The sequence below is a fragment of the Sporosarcina newyorkensis genome (assembly GCF_900167515.1).
Lineage (GTDB): Bacteria > Bacillota > Bacilli > Bacillales_A > Planococcaceae > Sporosarcina > Sporosarcina newyorkensis.
The window spans coordinates 123,245-139,645 of sequence record NZ_FUYJ01000004.1; the positions used below are offsets into that span (position 1 = coordinate 123,245).

Below are 16,401 nucleotides of genomic sequence, written 5' to 3' on the forward strand. Positions count from 1 at the left end.
CTATACCTCCAGTTCAATCATGAACTCTTCAAAAGTCCGTTCTTGTTCATCCTGATTTTGATCTTGTTCTGTAAGCTGTTCTTTCTGTTGCTCGTTTTGTTTATTGAACGCCTGTTCCCGATCATTCTTAGAAGGTTCTTGTATTGTTTGTGACAAATCGATACGCTCTACCTGTAAGTTTTGCTGATTGAACGCTTGACGTAGCTGATGCATTTGACTGTCGAGCATTTCACGTGCCATCGCAGTGGATGCTAAGATTCTTGCCGTCATCACGCCATTAATTTCAAGCAACTCAATACGCACTTGTCCCAGATGTTCTGGATAAAGCTTGACCATCAGACGATTCGTTCCTCCTGTCTGTCCGAAATTTGCCCGATTCAATATCGCTTGGAACTCGCGCATCAACGCTTCACTGCGGCTTTCCGGCACTTTTTCTGTCTGCGTCATCTGGAATACAGGTCTTCCTTCTGTTTGGGTCAATGCAGGTTGCACAGCGGGTGTTTCATTCTTTGTTTGCTGTTCCTGTTGTTTTGTGTCCGTAGCAGGTTGTTCTGCCGCAAATCGGATCATATGTTGGACTGCAGTAGGTAATTGGATAGCTTGTTTCACTTCAGGCTGTATCGCCTTATCTTCTAAATGACTCGCAAATTGCGCCAGTAAAGGTTGGATTGTATGAATTAACTCTTCCTGTCTAACGAACAGGTCCTTTGAAGGGGCTGAAAGTTCAATCGCTTTGAATAATGCTGCGATATCTACTGTTATTTTTTCAGGCAACAGCTGCATCGCTTCATTCAATTGATCAGACGACAAATTTTGCAATGACTCGATCACAAACCAAATATCACCTGTTGCCTGCATTTGATCGATTGCTTTTTCATCTAACCCGGCTTCTTCCAGCGCCTTCGTCATCTCTTCTATTAGTTTATCAGGATTTCCGCTAATAATAGATGCCAATTGTTGCAAACTAGGAAACTTCTGAATATTTTTCAAGTCTGCTAAAGACGCTTCTATGCCATTACTCCATTGTAAAGCTGTACCTAGGGATGTCTGTTCATCTTGCTCCAATTGTTCAAGAATCCCCGCAAGCTCCTCTAACGTTTCTGCTTGCAAAATACCTTCCAACAATTGAGCCGTTTCTACATCTTTCCCGGTTGACTGTTGTACATCCGACGATTGAGATGCTCCCATTAAACTTTGGAATACACTGCCAAAACCCGCTCCCTTTGCATTTGCAGATGAAGAGACTTGAGAACTAGCTGGAACACTAGAAGAACTGACTCCCATTAATAGTCCTAAATTCACTCTCTCACCTCCTTCCACTATGATTATACTACTTTGTGAGCATGGAAGTATATTTCGCAGCTTCTTCCGGTGCCATTTTTTCAAGTATCGCTGCTAAAGTCGCAGGTTTTAAGTTGGATAAAATCTGCACAGCTTCCGCATCGCCCATTTTCGTAATAACAGGAGCAGCAGATTTTGCCGACATTTGCTCATATGTGGTGACAATTTCTTTGAAATCTCTTTTGGATTCGCTTTGTGCGCGCTTCATTTTTTCGATTTCTTCATTCAATTTCTCTTTTTCTATTTCCAGCGTTTCGTTTGAATCCTTTACTTTCGTTAGTTCATCTTGGACTTCAAATAACTGTGCTTCTTTTTCTTGAATTTCTGCCTGCAATGAAATGACGCGTTCTTCTAAAATTAAATCACCTTCGACTTTTTCATCGGGCGCTTTTTCTTCTAAAAAAGGGATCTTAGATGTCCATTCTTTTGCCTGATCGAACACATTGATATCAGCAACTTTGGCGATGATTAATACGACAGCTGTTGTGAACATAAGGGGTATAATAATCCATGCCAATAAAATCTGAAAAAAACCGGCAGACTTTTTCTCTTTTAATTCTACTGATTTCGTTTCTTTTGTCTTCTTAGCTTTAGCCACTTTACCACCTGTCTTCTTTCGAGCGAAATTTCATCGTAGACAGTTCGTCGATCCGATTTGCCTCCACATGGTCCATTTCTGCATCATATTGTTGTTTGCCTTTTTCTTTCATTTTTTCGAATTTCTTTACTTCTATATTCTTTTCTAATAACTGCGACTCGTACCAGTTCATTTTTGAACGTGATTTCACCACTTCCTGTTGGATATAATCAATTTTCATATCCAACGTGTTAATAAAACGTGAATAGTGGTGCAAATCATCGATAGAAAAACCTGTGCTCATCCGCTGTTGCTGTTCTTCAAGCGTGTCTTCTTTCTTCTTCAGCTGATCATACAGCTCCCTCGCCACTTCCTCAAATTGCTGAATGGCCTCTTTATAAGCCATTTCTGTTTCATCCCGCTCTTGCTCGCGCAATGTCAGCACTTTTTCAAAACGATAGTGGTAAGAAGTCATATGTTGCCGCCTCCTCCAGAAGCTAAAGCTACTATCTCATTCACTGTATCTTCCAGCTGGACATTATCTTTATAGCTTTGCTTCAAAAAGTTCGTGATAATCGGCTCATATTCAATTGCTTCATCTATTTCTTTGGATGTCCCTTTTTTATAAGCTCCGATATTGATCAAGTCTTCTGATTTATCGTAAGTGTAATAGAGTTCACGCAATCGTTCTGCTGCCTTGACGTGTTCAGGGTCTGCAATATGATTCATTAGACGGCTGACACTTTTCAAGACGTTGATTGCAGGGTACTGTCCCTTATTTGCAAGCGTTCGGTCAAGCACGATATGGCCGTCAAGAATCCCCCGGACTGCATCTGCAATCGGTTCGTTCATGTCGTCACCGTCCACAAGCACTGTATAGAAAGCAGTAATTGCGCCTAGTTCATTGGTGCCTGTACGTTCTAGAAGTTTCGGTAAAATAGCAAAAACAGAAGGTGTATAGCCGCGCGTTGCAGGTGGTTCACCAACAGCCAGTCCAATTTCTCGCTGCGCCATTGCTACCCGCGTAACCGAATCCATCATCAGCATCACATTCATACCTTTATCCCTGAAATACTCCGCGATCGCAGTAGCTGTAAAAGCACCTTTGATCCGCATGAGCGCAGGTTGGTCCGATGTGGCCGCCACAACGATCGTACGCTTCAACCCTTCAGGTCCCAAGTCACGGTCAATAAACTCTCGCACTTCCCGGCCACGTTCTCCGATTAGTGCAATAACGTTTATATCCGCTTCAGTATTGCGAGCAATCATTCCGAGCAATGTACTTTTCCCGACACCTGACCCTGCGAAGATTCCGACCCGCTGGCCGTTTCCTACTGTCAGCATGCCATCAATAGCTTTAACTCCGACTGCAAGTTTATCATTAATTGTCGGACGCGTAAGGACATTCGGGGGGCTGTTTTCTGTCCGCACAGTTGCTAAACCTTTTGGCAATGCACTGTGATCAATCGGATTACCCATGGAATCGAGAACTTGTCCTATCAAGTTCATTCCAACCTTTACTTCAAGAGGTTTACCGAGCGTTTCAACTAGGCAGCCGCTTGAAATATTACTGATGTCCGTATATGGCATGAGCATGACGACTTCTTCACGGAATCCCACTACTTCCGCTTTAATAATCGAACGCCCTGTATCTGGTACATTTAAATGGATGTGACATACATCACCAATAGAAGATTCAGGCCCTTGCGATTCAATCATCAACCCGACTACTCGAATAACTCGGCCATACTTTTTCATCGTGTTGATATTTGGAATAATTCGGATAAGATCTTCGGCTTTTCTCAAAATTACGCACCACTTTCCATAATTTCAACAAGCTGTTCTTTCAGTTCGTTCAATTGTTCATCGACGCTTACTACTATGCGGCCGTGATTGGTTTCTATAAAGCAATCCGTGGCGTCAAAGTCTTCATTGACAAAAATCAAGAATGGCGTTTCAGGCGGAAAGATGGAGGATAATTCTGCTCGATTATCGGTCACCATTTTAAAGTGTTCTGTGGGAACAAATAGTTTAATTTCTTTCATTTCTTGTGCTTCTTTTATACCCTTCCGGACAATTGAAAGATATGTTTCTTCATCCTCTTCAATCGTTTGGTTGATAATTTGTTCAGCTGAACGAAGCGCAATATCCAAAATGACTCGTTCTTGGTTAATCAAATATTGCGTAGCGTTCTGATAGGACAATGTCGTTGTTTCATTTGCGGCTTGGATCATTTCCTGCATATCTGATATCACTTTATTGCGCCCATCTTCGAAGCCAGCCTGAAACCCTTCGTCATATGCCTGCTGCTGCAATTGCTCTTTTTCATTTGACCAGGCAGAGCGCATCGACTCGATATCTACTGCTGCACTTTCCATTCGCTTTTGAATATCAGCATTCGCAATATCGCTGCGTTGCTGAATTTCTTGAAGCATCTGATTACGCTCAGCGAACATCGCTGCATTGTTTACCGGTGCCTCAGAAGAAACTTGAGGCACCGGTTCATTTTGCAAACTGCGAATCGAGATTTCTTTCACTTGATTTTGTTTTACTACCGTACGTTCTGAACGAAATAGATTAGACAATGATGTCATCTCCTCCGCCGCGTGCAATAATGATTTCGCCTGCATCCTCTAGTCTGCGAACAATACCTACTATTCTTGATTGTGCCTCTTCCACGTCCCGCAGTCTGACCGGACCCATAACTTCCATTTCTTCCTGGAAGGATTCCGCCATCCGTTGTGACATGTTTTTGAATAGAATATCTTTTACTTCTTCGCTTGATACTTTCATAGATAAAATGAGGTCTTCATTCTCACACTCACGAACAACCCGCTGAATGGAGCGGTTATCCAATGTAATGATATCTTCGAAGACAAACATTCTTTTGCGTATCTCTTCTGCCAACTCCGGATCTTGAATCTCCAGTGCATCGAGGATTGTTTTCTCGGTTGCCCGGTCGACACCGTTCAATACTTCTACTACTGCATCGACACCGCCTGTTTCCGTGAAATCTTGTGTGACAGTAGATGACAGTTTACGTTCAAGCACCGCTTCGATTTCACTGATCACTTCTGGGGAAGTTGACTCCATAGTTGCAATACGTTTAGCTATATCCGCCTGCATTTCTTGTGGCAATGAAGATAAGATCAATCCTGCTTGCTCCGCTTCTAGATAAGACAGGATGAGCGCAATCGTCTGCGGGTGTTCGTTTTGAATGAAGTTCAAGATTTGCGAAGGCTCTGCCCGTCTAGCAAAATCAAACGGTCGTACTTGAAGCGACGAGGTCAGACGGTTAATGATCGCCTGTGCATGATCTTTACCGAGCGCTTTTTCAAGTACCGTCTTCGCATATCCAATCCCGCCCTGCGAAATATAATCTTGCGCAAGGGCAATATTATGAAATTCTTCTATGATTTCCTCTTTTACAGCGGAATCTACTTTTTTGACACCTGATATTTCCAATGTCAATCTCTCAATCTCTTCTTCATTTAAGTGCTTATAAACCGCCGCTGAGACTTCAGGTCCGAGAGAGATAAGCAATAGGGCAGCTTTTTGTTTGCCTGACATACCTTTGTCTTTCTTTACCAATTTTTACCCCTCCGTTACTCCTCAGCAATCCACGTTCTTAATAACTTCGCAAATTCTTCTGGTTTATCTTTCGCCATTTTTTCGAGCTGTTTTCTACGTGCAGTAGCTTCCGTCTCTTGTTCCAAGTTAATATCATCCACTTGGATTGCTTCCATTTCTTCCGCCAATGCCAGTTCTTCTTCCTCTTCCGCATCTCTGCGTCGCTTACGCAAGAACAGAACAACAAGGACGATAATTGCTAGCAACAAGACACCGCCAATTACGTAAACCCACCAAGGAATAGCTGTCTTCGTTTCTTCAAACGCCATATTTTTACCTTTAAGAGGTTGAACAGACAATGCAATTTTTTCAGCCAGCATTTCATCCGTCAATTCTCCAGCTGCTTCTTTATCTAAAGAAGTACGTACAATTGTTTCTAGAATCCGTTCAATATCTTGCTCCACTTCAGTGGAAAGTGAAGTAGGATCGTCCGCTGTCGGCGGCTCAATCATTACTTGTATGCCGATGTCCCGGATTTTATAAGGACTCTCCACGATATCCTTTTTGATTCGGTTCACTTCATTATTGATCGTCTCTTCTAAACGCTCATAATCGCCGTTCCCCATGTCGCCTTCAACATAGGTAGTTCGATTGTCGGTCGGATCTTCCGCTTCAGGTGTACCGCCTACAGCTGGATTCGTTCCAGAAAACGATTCTGTAATCCGTTGAACACTTAACGCAATACCTTCCATGTTTTCTTCATCGACAGGTGTTACAAGGTTTTCTTCACGCTTTTCTACTTTAAAATCGATATCTGTTGTAACAGAAACAACCACTTTGTCTTGCCCCATCATTGTGCCAAGCATCGTTTGCACTTGTCTCTGTAGATCTCGTTCAATTGTCTTTTTCACGCCCATTTGATCAGTTACACTCTGTCCGTAAGAATTTCCTGAGTCATTTAGATCAAAGTACTCAAAATACTGGTTCTGTATAAGAATATTGTCAGTAGATAAGTTCGGTAAGCTTTTAGAAACCAAGTTATAGAGTGAGGTGATCTGTTGCTCTGAGAAAGTTTGACCAGGGTTCGTTTTCAGCATGATTGCAGCACTGGCCTCTTGCGTGCTGTCATTTACGAAAATACCCTCTGTCGGTAAAGTAAGCATGACTTTTGCATCCTTGATACCTTCTATACCCTTTATTAAATTCGCTAGTTCCGTCTGCATCGCTGCAAGTTTGATCATGTTGAATTCATTGTCTGTCGTACCGAATCCCGCATTTTCTGAGAAAAAAGAGTAATCGATCAGCCCGGAATCCGGAAATCCTTCCGCTGCTAACGAAACTCGCAGATTGTCCAACTGCTTTTCCGGTACTGATATAGCTGTACCGCCGGGCTCCACTTGATACGCGACACCCTGACCATCTAACACTTCCTTGATACGGCCTATCTCAGACGGCGATACTTCCGAATAGAGGGTTACATAGGTGGTCCTAGACAAATACACCGTTAAAAAAATGGCCAATGCAATAACACTGGCTGCTGTAGCAATATATGTGATTTTTTTACTTTTCGAGCGGCTTTCCCAGAACGCCTTGAGGTCTGCTCTGAGCTTTGTAAATCTTTCTTTCATTTTAATCCCCCGGTCAGCCTAGCTAGGCAAATTTTTAAGTCTGCCTAGTGTTTCACTATCTGTTAGACAGGCATTCTAATAATTTCTTGGTAGGCTTCTACCACTTTATTGCGTATTTCGACAGTCGCATTCAGTGCGACGCTTGCTTTTTGAGCAGTGATCATGACGTTGTGCAAATCGACATCTTCTCCTTTAATCAACTTGACCGTCATTGTATCAGAAGCTTGCTGCGCTTGATCTACTTGTTGAATTGCGTCATTCAACATAGTGGAGAAACTTTGCTGAGCCTCGAAAGGGGTTTTCTGTGTCTTTAGTTCAGGCTGTTGTACAGACATGGCGGATGTAGCCCCAGTGATTGATTGAATCGGCATCCATATTCACTCCTTTTCTAAAAGCTTGTGCTGTTTATTTTCCGATCTCTAACGCTTTCATTAGCATCGATTTATTTGCATTCAGTACGGTTACGTTGGCTTCATAGGATCTCGTCGCAGACATCAAATCGATCATTTCACGCAACGGATCAACATTCGGCATTTGTACATAGCCTTCTTCATTTGCATCAGGATGTGATGGATCAAAAACCAACTTAAAAGGCGTTTCACGGTCTTCTTTCACTCGTGTTACTGCTACGCCATTGCCTGCGCCGCCGTGGGAGTGAACCCCTTTTGCCGCTTGCAGGAAAGAAGCAAATTGTCCTTCTTTCGGTTGCAAAGTCACTGTTTTTCGACGGTACGGCTCCCACTCACCATTCACTTGTTTTGCACGTGTGGAGTCGACATTTGCCATATTGGACGAAATGACATCCATCCTAAGGCGTTGCGCAGTGAGGGCTGAGGAAGATGTATTCAAACTGTGGAATATACTCACAATCAGCGACCTCCTTTAATAACGCTTTGTAATGTGTTGAACTTCCCACTTAAACGTTCAATTAACGCTGAGTTATAGATTTGATTCGCCGCTAAATCCGCCTGTTCTTTGTCCATATCCACCCCGTTGTGATCTTGTCGGTAACGGAGATTCGATACATCAAATGTTTTGCTTCCCGCAGAACGAGTGAAGTCCATATGTCTTACATCCGTTTTGTAGGCTTCTATGCCCTTGCTAATTTCATTAGAAAACACTTCTTTAAAATTGACAGATTTTGCCTTGTAATTAGGCGTGTCGACATTTGCAATATTCTGCGAGATAGCTTTGCTTTTGGCAGATGAATAATCCAGGCCTTTTTCAAGCATTGCAATGGTGCCTCCGTAAATATTCATAGGCTCTATTTCCTTTCTTCATGTAGTACCATTTCACCTTAATCCGACAGCATTTTTCGCAAAAAGTGTACTACTTACCATTTTCTATATATATAAAGGATATTTTCTAATAATCTACTAGTCTATTGTAACGGATTCTGCTGAATATTGTCCAATATATTTCAAAAAAATTCATGGCTCTTAATTGAATTTTTTCCAATTACACACAACTTTGTCACTGAATATTCATTACTTCTATTCCTCTTACCCATATACATAATTTTATAAACACTAGTTCGCTTATAGCGTAGTTTGCTTTACTAAGAAGCTCGGTCTTACTTACCATAGTCTTTTTCCTTATGACAAATATCTCTTAAATACGACAAATTGTAAATAGATATAAAATCCTAGGAAATATTATTCATATGTTTTTGCAATAGTAAGAAAAAAACATTCCGCATGCCAAAGAACATATAAAAGCACTACTCCTAACGAGAAGTAGTGCTTTATTTTTACGAATTATGTTTTTCTAATTCCGTCAAGAACTTATCGTTCAATACTTTAATATACGTACCTTTCATCCCTAAAGAGCGGGATTCAATAACACCGGCACTCTCTAATTTACGAAGTGCATTGACTATAACGGAACGAGTAATTCCTACACGGTCTGCAATTTTAGATGCAACTAGTAAACCTTCGTTGCCGTCCAGTTCTCTAAAAATATGCTCAATCGCTTCGTGTTCACTGTATGAAAGTGAATTGATCGCCATTTGAACAACAGCTTTACTGCGGGCTTCATGCTCGATCTCTTCAGACTTTTCACGCAAGATTTCCATTCCTACCACCGTCGCGCCGTACTCTGCAAGGATAAGATCGTCTTCAGTGAAACCTTCCTTCAATCTAGCTAGGATCAATGTCCCTAAACGCTCACCGCCACCGATAATCGGCACAATCGTTGTCAAACCATCTTTGAACAAGTCTTTGTTCTCTACAGGGAAGACTGTGTGCTCATTGTTAATATCAAGGTTTGGAGATGTCTCCTGGATAGCAAATAAATTATTTGTATACTCTTCAGGGAATTTACGATCTTCAAACATTTTTTTCATCCGATCGTTTTCGATTTGATGGTGTACCTCTAAGCCAAGTAGTTTCCCTCTACGGCTTACGATAAACGCGTTACAATCGATGACGTCACTTAATTCCTCTGCCATCTCTTTAAAGTTGACAGGACCGCCGGCGCCTTCTTGTAACATTGCATTAATTTTTCTTGTCTTTACTAATAAACTCATTTCTAAAGTTCCTCCTCAAAATTTACAGTTGACTTTAATGAATATTCTAAAGGTTTTTAATCATTAAATAAACAGTTAAGCCTTCATTAAAGTATAAAATGTGACAAATCTTTGTTTTTAACAATTCCTTCTAACTTTTCATCTACATAAGCAGGTGTGATCTTAATGGAAGCCGGACCGATGTCAGCTGCTTCGAACGACAGATCTTCCAACAATTTTTCTAAAATCGTGTGTAATCTTCTGGCACCGATGTTTTCTGTTTCATTGTTTACTTCAAATGCAATCTCGGCAAGTTTGCTGATTGCATTATCCGTAAATTCAATTTCAACTTCTTCGGTTGCAAGTAATCGCTCGTATTGTCGTAACAACGAAAAATCAGGCTCTCGCAGTATGCGCTCAAAATCCTCTTTTGTCAATTTATCCAGTTCTACGCGAATCGGGAATCTCCCCTGCAATTCCGGGATAATATCCGATGGTTTGGACATATGAAAAGCACCCGCTGCAATAAATAGAATGTAGTCTGTCTTGACCGCGCCATACTTAGTTGTAACTGTCGAGCCTTCTACGATAGGTAAAATATCGCGCTGGACACCTTCTCGAGACACTTCGCCTGAAGATTTCTGGTTGCTGCTCGCGATTTTATCCATTTCATCCAAGAAGATGATGCCTGCCTGCTCTGTTAATTCGATCCCTTTACGCGCCACTTCGTCTTGATCGATCAACTTATCCGCTTCTTCCGCCTCTAATACGACCCGCGCATCTTTTACTTTCATACGGCGTTTTACTGATTTTTTCGGCATGAGAGAAGAAAGAGCGTCTTGCATACCTGTACCCATTTGTTCCATCCCTGAACCTTGTAGCGCATCAAATAGCGACGGTTGCTGTGCAGTGACCTCAACAGTTACCATCTGTTCCTCTACTTGACGATTTTTCAGCAGCTCAGCTATTTCGGAACGTTTACGTCTTATTTCTGTTTGTTCTTCCGGATTTTCTTCTTCCGGCTGTCCTTTTTGACCGAAGAACATTTCGAAAGGATTTTGTCCGCTATTTTTCTTTTTCGCTTCTGGTACAAGGAGTTTCACTAAGCGCTCTTCCGCAAGCTTCTGCGCTTGTTCTTTGACGGATTCACGCAAATCCTCCTTGACCATGCGAACACCGACCTCTGTCAAGTCACGAATCATGGACTCCACGTCGCGCCCTACATAACCTACTTCAGTAAACTTCGTCGCTTCCACTTTGACAAATGGAGCATGAATTAATTTAGCGATTCGGCGTGCAATCTCAGTTTTCCCTACACCTGTAGGACCGATCATCAGGATGTTTTTAGGGATGACTTCTTCTTGTTCTTCCTCTGTTAACTGCATTCTTCGATAGCGATTACGCATTGCGACAGCTACTGCTTTCTTCGCTTTTTCCTGACCGACGATAAAACGGTTCAAATAAGCAGTGAGCTCTTTTGGCGTTAATTCTTGTTTCATCACCAATCAAAGCACCTCCACAATGATTTCATGATTCGTGTAGACACATATATCAGCAGCGGTCTCTAATGAAGCTTTTGCAATTTCCTCGGCAGTTAAACCTGTACTATATTTCTTTAAAGCTCTTCCCGCCGCCAGCGCATAATTTCCGCCGGAGCCGATTGCCAGAATACCGTCATCCGGTTCTATCACTTCACCTGTACCAGAGACGAGTAAAAGAGTTTTTTTATCCATAACGAGTAACATCGCTTCCAGCTTACGTAAAATCCGGTCTCCCCGCCATTCTTTCGCAAGTTCAACAGATGCCCTTTGCAAATTACCGTCGTACTCCATGAGTTTCGCTTCAAACAGATCAAACAGCGTAAAAGCATCTGCCACCGATCCAGCAAAGCCTGCAAGAACTTGACCATTGAATAATCTGCGCACTTTCTTTGCTGTATGTTTCATGACGACCGCGTTGCCCATTGTTACTTGCCCGTCGCCTGACATGGCACACTTGCCATCATGATGAATTGCAAAAATCGTTGTTGCATGAAATTCCATTGTCTCTCCTCCTATGCACGAGGGTGCGTTTGTAAATACGTTTGGCGTAAATGTTCATTCGTAATATGGGTATACACTTGTGTGGACGATAAATGACGATGACCGAGCAGTTCCTGTACAGACCTTAGATCCGCGCCCGCTCCAAGTAAATGAGTGGCAAATGTATGACGGATCATATGCGGTGTAATTTTCGTATGTAAAGAAGCTCGTTCCATCAAATCATTTAATATATAACGGACCCCCCGATCAGTTAATGGATCACCTCGCAGATTGACAAAAAGCATAGAGTGTTTCTTTTGCTTCATCAATTGCGGACGGCTATTATCCATATATTGCTGCAAAGCATCGTCAGCAAAACTGCCATAGGGGACGAATCGTTCTTTTCGTCCCTTCCCCATTACTTTGACGATTCCCAAATAATGATCTACATCCTGCATTTCCATGGTCACGAGTTCACCGACCCGAATACCCGTCGCATACAGCAGTTCTAACAATGCACGATCACGCAAGGAGCGATAATCTTCTCCCACCGTCACATCAAAAAGCTTTTCGAGCTCCTGTTCATAAAAAAAAGCAGGAAGACGCTCCTCTTTTTTCGGATGAAACAGCAATCGGAAAGCCTGGTCTTGAATACCATATCGAGCATTGGTAAACTTGAAGAAAGAGCGAATCGAAGAAATTTTCCTGGAGATTGTCGTTCTCGCAAAAGAGCGATCATATAAACGGGTGACATAAAGCCGCGCAACTGGATATTCCACATCATCTAAAACATTGATATGTTCTTCATGCAAGAATGCTAAAAACTCTCGCAGATCTTTTTCGTATTCTGCTACGGTGTACGAAGAATAGTTTTTCTCCAAACGAATATAAGATACATATTCATCCGCCAAGTCCTTTATTTCCGGAATCATTGGATCACCTCGCCACTTTTAGTAAGTTATCCAGAGTGCTGCGAAAGATTCTAAAAATTCTTGAATGTATATAGTTTGGAATTTAAAATCTAATCCAAATGTTCTCCATCAAACACTATACAATAGCAAGGATTTTTCGGCAACTTTGAAAACTACTTCATCCTCAATTATTCCCCTAAACATCCGTTTTGACACATATTGTTCAAAATACTTATCAAAATTAGTCGATTGTCAAACTATGTTAGCTCTCTTAACAGACGTTTCTGCCAAGGTTTAGTTTCCCACCCAATTTAAAGCATATAAAAACCTTACCCACTGAATGGGTAAGGTTTGGGTTAAATTGTCGTAGTTTCTTTGAATTGCTGTAATGCATCCAATGCACGATTGGCATGTTTTTCCGCACGTTCCGCTTTTGATTTGATACGTTCGCCCAAATCAGGAAACAATCCGAAGTTGATATTCATCGGTTGGAAGCCTTTTGGATCAGCTTCTGTAATATACCGCGCCATACTGCCTAGCGCTGTTTCCCTTGGGAAACGAATTGGCTTGTCACCTTTCGCTAAATGAGCGGCATTGATACCTGCAATGAGTCCGGAACCAGCTGATTCGACATAACCTTCTACACCTGTCATTTGACCCGCGAAGAAAATTGTCGGCTGCGACTTTAATTGATACGTACAGCTCAACACTTTTGGAGAGTTGATGAAGGTGTTTCGATGCATTACACCATACCGCACGATTTCAACATTTTCCAAACCAGGTATTAACTGCAACACTTCTTTTTGTGCTCCCCATTTCAGATGCGTTTGGAAGCCCACGATATTATATAATGTGCCAGCCGCATTATCTTGCCGGAGTTGAATGACAGCTTTAGGTCGTTTGCCAGTCTTCGGATCTTCCAGTCCAACCGGTTTCAATGGACCGAAAAGCATCGTTTTCTCTCCACGCTTCGCCATAACTTCAATCGGCATACACCCTTCAAAATACATCTCTTTTTCGAAATCTTTCAACGGCGCCACTTCTGCCGTGATAAGCGCTTGATAGAACCGATCAAACTCTTCAGCATTCATTGGACAATTCAAGTAAGCCGCTTCCCCTTTATCGTAGCGGGATTTCAAATAAACTTTTTCCATATCAATGGAATCACTTTCAACAATAGGAGCTGCAGCATCATAGAAGTACAAATAATCTTCCCCCGTCAACTGACGAACTTCCTCAGCTAACGCAGGCGATGTCAATGGACCAGAAGCGATGATTGTAATTCCTTCAGGTAATTTCGTCACTTCTTCGTTAATGACTTCTATATTCGGATGATTGCGAATCTGCTCCGTTACATTCCCGGCAAACTCATGACGGTCTACCGCAAGTGCACCGCCAGCAGGCACTGCACAGCGATCTGCCGCTTGAATGATCAATGAATTCATCTGTCGCATCTCTTCTTTGATGACACCTACTGCATTGGTCAAATTATTCGCCCGTAAGGAGTTACTGCACACTAGCTCCGCAAATTTATCTGTATGGTGTGCCGGCGTCTGCTTGACCGGACGCATCTCGAATAATTTTACTTGGATTCCCCGATTGGCCAGTTGCCAGGCAGCCTCACTTCCAGCCAGGCCTGCACCGATTACATTTACAGTTTGCGTCATTTCAAATCCCTCTTCCTCGTTTTGCTCACTTGCGTATTTAACTTTGTGGCTGTTCTTTATAATCACATTCTGTACATTGTATTTGAACACCCTTTTTCAGGCGTTTTTCTACCAATGTATGTTGACACTTCGGACAAGGCCGTGAAATCGGCTTATCCCACGATACATAATCACATTCTGGATATTGATCACAACCGAAGAATATTCTCTTCGTTTTGCTCTTACGTTCGACCACTTCGCCTTCCTTACACTTAGGGCAAGTCACACCGATTGGCTTGATAATTGCTTTTGTATTTCGGCAATCCGGGAAATTGGAGCAAGCCATGAATTTACCGTATCGTCCCATTTTGAATACCATCGGAGATCCGCATTTCTCGCAATCTTCTCCTGCAGGCTCATCTTTTATCTCGATTTTCTCCATCTCTGCATCTGCAACTTCTACGTGTTTCTCAAAATCACGATAGAACTCATCAATGACTTTTCGCCACTCGACACTGCCTTCTTCGACATTGTCAAGACTGCGCTCCATCTGGGCTGTAAATTCGATATCAATAATGTCAGGGAAGTATTGATTGACAGCTTGATGAACTATCCCGCCTAGTTCTGTCGGGATGAAACGTTTAGCATCCAATGTGACATACCCACGTTTTTGGATCGTATCCAATGTCGGCGCGAACGTGGAAGGACGGCCTATCCCCAATTCTTCCAAGGTCTTCACTAGGCGTGCTTCGGAATATCTTGGCGGAGGCTGCGTGAAGTGCTGTTTAGGATCCACTTCTTCGTATTTGACACGCTCCCCTTCTTCAAGCGGCGGAAGAATATTCTCCTTTTCCTCTTGTTGATCGTCATCGCCTTCAATATACACTTTCATGAAACCAGGAAATTTCACCTGAGAACCTGAGGCACGGAAACGAATATCACCATTCAGAAAATCAGCAGTTACTGTATCCAAAATAGCAGGCGCCATCTGACTTGCTACGAATCGTTCCCAAATCAGTTTGTACAGACGCAATTGATCTCTCGATAAAAACGCTTTCATGGCTTCAGGTGGCCGCATTGCGGAAGTAGGACGGACTGCTTCGTGCGCATCCTGTGTGTTCGCTTTGGCTTTTGTTTTCCGGCTGTTGGTAGAAATGAACTCTTCTCCATACATGGTGTGGATATACGATTTCACTTCATCTTTCGCCGTATCGGAAATTCTTGTAGAGTCGGTACGCATGTAGGTGATTAACCCAACCGTTCCTTCTTTTCCAATCGCAATTCCTTCATATAGTTGCTGAGCGAGCATCATCGTTTTCTTCGCACGGAAGTTTAGTTTACGCGCAGCTTCTTGCTGAAGGGATGACGTAGTGAACGGCAATGCTGGATTACGTTTCCGCTCTTTTTTCACTACTTTGGATACTTCAAATTCGTCCGTTTGAAGTGAATTGACGATTTTTTCGACTTGCTCTTGATTCGTCAGCTTCACTTTCTCATTCGCATCCCCGTAGAATGCAGCTTCAAATGTCTTTTTGCCTTTAGTAAATTGAGCTGTAATGCTCCAGTACTCTTCCGGCTCAAACGCATTGATTTCATTTTCACGGTCGATGATCAAGCGCAATGCGACAGATTGAACGCGTCCAGCCGATAATCCTTTTTTTACTTTTTTCCAGAGGATCGGACTGATGTTGTAACCGACTAGTCTGTCCAGAATACGTCGCGCTTGCTGTGCGTCGACTAGATTCATATTGATCGGACGCGGATGCTTAAATGAATCTTTAATCGCATCTTTCGTTATTTCGTTGAATACAACGCGGCAATCGGATTCGATATCCACGCCAAGTTGATGGGATAAATGCCAAGCAATTGCTTCCCCTTCGCGATCCGGGTCAGCCGCGAGAAAGATTTTTTTCGCTTTTTTTGCTTCTTTTTTTAATTCTTGAAGTATCGGTCCTTTTCCTCGGATTGTAATATACTTCGGTTCATAATTATTTTCGGTATCTACACCCATTTGACTGCGGGGTAGATCACGTAAATGTCCAAGTGATGCACTGACTTTATATTTCTTCCCCAAGTAGCGCTCAATGGTTTTCGCTTTAGCAGGTGATTCTACAATTACTAAGTAATCTGCCATACATTTCCCTCCTCAGAGAGATTTTTTTATATTTATTCATCAAAAGAATATCTGTTGCAAAATGTAT

General features: G+C 42.3%; 16 protein-coding genes. All 16 read right to left on the minus strand.

From position 1 onward, the window contains the following. The gene (locus B5D59_RS09545; protein WP_050804632.1) at nucleotides 1–1,302 is read right to left on the minus strand and encodes a flagellar hook-length control protein FliK; all 1,302 of its coding nucleotides are present in this window, start codon (nucleotides 1,300–1,302) and stop codon (nucleotides 1–3) included. A gap of 28 nt (nucleotides 1,303–1,330) precedes the next feature. Next, entirely contained in the window at nucleotides 1,331–1,939 is a 609-nt protein-coding gene (locus B5D59_RS09550; protein WP_078817749.1) for a MotE family protein, read from the minus strand. A 1-nt stretch (nucleotide 1,940) separates the two neighbouring features. Next, nucleotides 1,941–2,393 (minus strand): flagellar export protein FliJ, encoded by a 453-nt coding sequence (gene fliJ, locus B5D59_RS09555; protein WP_009765509.1) that lies wholly within the window; start codon nucleotides 2,391–2,393, stop codon nucleotides 1,941–1,943. Then, complete coding sequence (gene fliI, locus B5D59_RS09560; RefSeq protein WP_009765510.1) at nucleotides 2,390–3,724, minus strand: flagellar protein export ATPase FliI; 1,335 nt, start codon at nucleotides 3,722–3,724, stop codon at nucleotides 2,390–2,392. The genes fliJ and fliI overlap by 4 nt, the downstream gene beginning before the upstream one ends. Nucleotides 3,725–3,726: 2 nt before the next feature. Next, a complete protein-coding gene (gene fliH, locus B5D59_RS09565; RefSeq protein WP_050804633.1) occupies nucleotides 3,727–4,503 on the minus strand; it encodes a flagellar assembly protein FliH in 777 nt (258 codons plus the stop codon). Continuing rightward, complete coding sequence (fliG, locus tag B5D59_RS09570; protein WP_078817751.1) at nucleotides 4,496–5,509, minus strand: flagellar motor switch protein FliG; 1,014 nt, start codon at nucleotides 5,507–5,509, stop codon at nucleotides 4,496–4,498. The genes fliH and fliG overlap by 8 nt, the downstream gene beginning before the upstream one ends. 14 nt (nucleotides 5,510–5,523) lie before the next feature. Beyond that, nucleotides 5,524–7,116, minus strand: a complete 1,593-nt coding sequence (gene fliF / locus B5D59_RS09575; RefSeq protein ID WP_078817752.1) for a flagellar basal-body MS-ring/collar protein FliF — start codon at nucleotides 7,114–7,116, stop codon at nucleotides 5,524–5,526. 62 nt (nucleotides 7,117–7,178) lie between these two features. Next, nucleotides 7,179–7,487: a flagellar hook-basal body complex protein FliE gene (gene fliE, locus B5D59_RS09580; protein ID WP_078817753.1), complete on the minus strand. Its 309-nt coding sequence runs from the start codon at nucleotides 7,485–7,487 to the stop codon at nucleotides 7,179–7,181. A gap of 34 nt (nucleotides 7,488–7,521) precedes the next feature. Beyond that, on the minus strand, nucleotides 7,522–7,983 hold the full coding sequence (gene flgC, locus B5D59_RS09585; RefSeq protein WP_009765515.1) for a flagellar basal body rod protein FlgC: 462 nt from the start codon (nucleotides 7,981–7,983) through the stop codon (nucleotides 7,522–7,524). Between the two features lie 2 nt (nucleotides 7,984–7,985). Then, nucleotides 7,986–8,375: a flagellar basal body rod protein FlgB gene (gene flgB / locus B5D59_RS09590; RefSeq protein ID WP_078817754.1), complete on the minus strand. Its 390-nt coding sequence runs from the start codon at nucleotides 8,373–8,375 to the stop codon at nucleotides 7,986–7,988. Nucleotides 8,376–8,866: 491 nt separating this feature from the next. Further along, entirely contained in the window at nucleotides 8,867–9,643 is a 777-nt protein-coding gene (codY, locus tag B5D59_RS09595) for a GTP-sensing pleiotropic transcriptional regulator CodY (protein ID WP_078817755.1), read from the minus strand. A gap of 86 nt (nucleotides 9,644–9,729) precedes the next feature. Continuing rightward, nucleotides 9,730–11,121, minus strand: coding sequence for an ATP-dependent protease ATPase subunit HslU (hslU, locus tag B5D59_RS09600; RefSeq protein WP_078817864.1), 1,392 nt, complete (start codon nucleotides 11,119–11,121; stop codon nucleotides 9,730–9,732). Between the two features lie 6 nt (nucleotides 11,122–11,127). Then, a complete protein-coding gene (gene hslV / locus B5D59_RS09605) occupies nucleotides 11,128–11,664 on the minus strand; it encodes an ATP-dependent protease subunit HslV (RefSeq protein WP_078817756.1) in 537 nt (178 codons plus the stop codon). 11 nt (nucleotides 11,665–11,675) lie between these two features. After that, complete coding sequence (gene xerC / locus B5D59_RS09610; protein ID WP_078817757.1) at nucleotides 11,676–12,575, minus strand: tyrosine recombinase XerC; 900 nt, start codon at nucleotides 12,573–12,575, stop codon at nucleotides 11,676–11,678. A 335-nt stretch (nucleotides 12,576–12,910) separates the two neighbouring features. Beyond that, nucleotides 12,911–14,221: an FADH(2)-oxidizing methylenetetrahydrofolate--tRNA-(uracil(54)-C(5))-methyltransferase TrmFO gene (gene trmFO, locus B5D59_RS09615; protein WP_040758249.1), complete on the minus strand. Its 1,311-nt coding sequence runs from the start codon at nucleotides 14,219–14,221 to the stop codon at nucleotides 12,911–12,913. A 37-nt stretch (nucleotides 14,222–14,258) separates the two neighbouring features. Then, complete coding sequence (topA, locus tag B5D59_RS09620; protein WP_078817758.1) at nucleotides 14,259–16,334, minus strand: type I DNA topoisomerase; 2,076 nt, start codon at nucleotides 16,332–16,334, stop codon at nucleotides 14,259–14,261. Between the last annotated feature and the right edge of the window lie 67 nt (nucleotides 16,335–16,401).